The organism is Vreelandella boliviensis LC1 (assembly GCF_000236035.1).
GTDB lineage: Bacteria > Pseudomonadota > Gammaproteobacteria > Pseudomonadales > Halomonadaceae > Vreelandella > Vreelandella boliviensis.
This window is the reverse complement of record NZ_JH393265.1, coordinates 1-3,306: the sequence shown is the minus strand read 5'-3', so window position 1 is coordinate 3,306 and position 3,306 is coordinate 1. Positions and strand designations below refer to the sequence as shown.

General features: G+C 55.4%; 3 protein-coding genes. All 3 read right to left on the bottom strand.

The genetic code is table 11. The features are described from left to right. Positions 1 to 1,323: TRAP transporter large permease (locus tag KUC_RS18925; protein ID WP_040481804.1), on the bottom strand; the 1,323-nt coding region annotated here is incomplete at its 3' end. A 3-nt stretch (positions 1,324 to 1,326) separates the two neighbouring features. Beyond that, positions 1,327 to 1,836, bottom strand: a complete 510-nt coding sequence (locus KUC_RS18920) for a TRAP transporter small permease subunit (RefSeq protein WP_007114871.1) — start codon at positions 1,834 to 1,836, stop codon at positions 1,327 to 1,329. Position 1,837: 1 nt separating this feature from the next. Continuing rightward, complete coding sequence (locus KUC_RS18915; RefSeq protein WP_040481801.1) at positions 1,838 to 2,941, bottom strand: TRAP transporter substrate-binding protein; 1,104 nt, start codon at positions 2,939 to 2,941, stop codon at positions 1,838 to 1,840. Positions 2,942 to 3,306 lie beyond the last annotated feature (365 nt).

Genomic DNA, 3,306 nt, shown 5'->3' with positions numbered 1-3,306 from the left:
CCAGCCAATGGCGTTAGGCAGCCATGTGGCAATACTGGGAAAGATAAACACCAGTGCCACGGCCAGAAACTGTAAACCGATAAACGGTAGCGCGCCTTTATAAATATCCAGCGTCGAGACCTCTTTCGGCGCCACGCCTTTAAGGAAAAACAGCGACCAGCCAAAGGGTGGGGTAAGGAACGATGTTTGTAGCACCAGCCCGACTAAAATACCCAGCCACACCATATCGACGCCCATCTGGACAAAGAAGGGTAAAAACAGCGGTAGGGCAATATAGCTGATCTCGATCCATTCTAAGAAGAAGCCCAACACAAACATCAGCAGTAGCATAAACAGCATCGCGCCTAGCTCGCCACCGGGCACCCAGTCGAACATACGGGCCACCAAATGCTCGCCGCCCAAGCCGCGAAATGCCAAACCAAACACCTGCGCGCTGATCAAAATAAAGAACACCATTGCCGAGATCACCAGCGTGGCCTTGGCGACCTCTTTGAGCAGCGTAAGGGTTAACCGCCCCGAGCAGGCTACAATTACCAATGCGCCTAGCGCCCCCATGGAGGCCGCTTCAGTAGGCGCGGCAATGCCGCCAATAATCGACCCTAACACCGCAAATACCAACCCCACCGGCGGGCCCACCACGGTAATCACTTTGCGTATCAGTTGACTCCGGCCCATTTCTGCTCGCTCCTCGGCGGGAATGGGCGGCATTAGGTCAGGGTAGAGCTTGGCGATCACCAGAATGGCGATAATATACACCGCTGCCAGCGTTAGCCCAGGCACCATGGCGGCGGCGAACATCGTACCGACCGATTCACCCAGAATTTCAGCGAGTAGAATTAGCACCAGGCTGGGTGGAATAATCTGTCCCAACGTGCCAGAGGCGCAGATCATGCCGGTGGCCAGGGTTTTAGGGTAGCCGCGGCGTAGCAGCGTCGGGAGCGTGAGCAGGCCAAGGGTAACGATAGTGGCACCCACAATGCCGGTAGCGGCGCCTAACAAAACGCCAACTAAAATAATTGCCACGCCCATGCCGCCAGAGATGCCGCCAAACAGGTGGCCGATCACATCAATCAGCTCTTCGGCCAGCTTCGACTTTTCCAGCATTACCCCCATAAACACAAACAGCGGTATGGCCATAAAGGTGTAGTTGGTCACCACCCCATAGATACGCGATGGCAGAAGGTTAAACAGCATCGGGCCAAAGCCAATATAACCAAAGAAAAAAGCGGTCGCCGCGATGCTAATGCCTACCGGAATACCCATCAGCAGAAACACGAAAAAAGCCACGATCATGCCGATCGCTAGCCATTCATTGGGAGACATGCGTTATTCACCTCGTATGGGTAGGGCAAACACCTGACGTAGCGCGTGGGCCAACCCTTGCAGCGCGAGAAGGAGAAAACCTAATGGAATCATAGATTTGAGGAGCCAGCGCAGAGGCAGGCCGCCGGGGTTAGGCGACGCCTCACCGCGGGCGAACGACTGGGCGATCCAGGGCAGCGTCAGCCAAGCGATATACAGCCCCATCACTAGCAGCAGGAGTCCGCCGATCACCTCAATCACCCGCTGCAGGCCCGCAGGGAAGCGCTCGTAGAAAACATCGACGCGCACCTGCTCGCCCATCAGCAGCAGATATGACATGCCAAACAGCGCGATAGGCGAGATCAAGTGCCACTGCAGCTCCTGGAGCCATACCGCTCCTACGCTGAACGCATAGCGCATCAATACGTCGCCAGCGACTAAACCAACTAGTACCACGCAGGTCCAGGCGGCGATCCAGCCAAATAGCCGAACCACCGCCTCAACTCCGTGGACAAAACATGCCACGGCGCGCATATCAGACTCCGATGATGTCGTTTAACCAGGCACGCTCACTGGCACCCGCCCAACGGTCGTGGTTGGCTTTAAACGCCATGTAACTATCGTGCACTTTGCGAACCAGCGGGTCGGCGTTGGCCTCTGTCGCCAGGGTGTCTTGAGTGGCTTCGCGTAGTGCATCGACAACGGGAGTGGGAAGCATGCTGGCGGTCACGCCTTCATTCTCAACTAGATCTGTCATGGCCTCGCCATTAACCGCTTCAGACCAGGTAACACTCTCCAAGCAGGCGGCCATACAGGCGGTTTTGACAATCATCTGCAGGTCTTCTGGCAGGCTGTCCCAGTGTGTTTTCGAGATCAGTAGCTCACCAGTGGTCGAGGGTTCGTGCCAGCCAGTGGTGTGGTAGAACTTGGCAGCGTTGTGTAGCCCCATACGGCGGTCTTGGAAGGGGCCCACAAATTCGGCGGCATCAATCACGCCACGTTCCAGCGCGGGGAAAATTTCGCCACCGGGCAGTACGCGGGCATCCACGCCAAGCGAGGAGTAAACCTGACCCGCCAATCCAGGAACGCGCATGCGCAGCCCGTTGAGTTGGCTAATATCCTCAATCGGTTCGCGGAACCAGCCGGTCATTTGCACGCCGGTATTATTCAGTGGGAAGGCCACCATGCCGTAGGGCTCATACACCTCGTGCCAAAGCTCCAAACCGCCGCCGTGATAAAGCCACGCCATATGGCCCATAAAGCTCATGCCAAACGGCACCGTAGTGAAGTACTGGGCAGCAAAGGTGGTGCCTGACCAGAAGTAGCTGTTAGCGGCGTTCATTTCGATGGTGCCGCTTTGAACGGCTTCAAAGCCTTCAAAGGCTGGAATCAGTTCGCCGGATGAAAAATGCTGGATATTGAGTCGTCCGCCGGACATGGCGTTGATTTTGGCGATTACATCTTTAGGGCTGCCAGGGCCTTCCACGTAAAAGGGCGAGCCGGGCGGGTAGGCATTGGTCATGCGCCAGTTAAAGCGCTCGGCAGATTGCGCACGAGCGATCGATGGGGCACCCAATACAAGGCCAGCTGTCGAGGAGACAGCGGCTGTGGTGAGAAACTTGCGGCGAGATAAGGACATAGCACACCTCATTAATGGGGAGTTGGTCAGCAAGGGAACACAATGCAGTAGCAAGGGGTGTGCCATAAAAATCGATTTTATTATAAATAAAAGATTTTTAAGGATTTTGTCGGTCTTTAAAGAAAAGGCTAAGTATAAGAAAAATAACTGTTTGCACCGTTATGGCGCCTAATGAGTGCGCTGGGCACTCTCGGTGTGCATGCTGACATCGTAGAAGTTGGACTGGGAGGTAGGTGATTGAAAGCGGGTCAGTTAGCTTGGCGATAGCAGGGTGCTTGACAGCTCAATAAGGTCTGAGTAACATACGCGCCACCTCGACGAGGCAATGCAACGTCCCATTCGTCTAGTGGTCTAGGACACCGCCC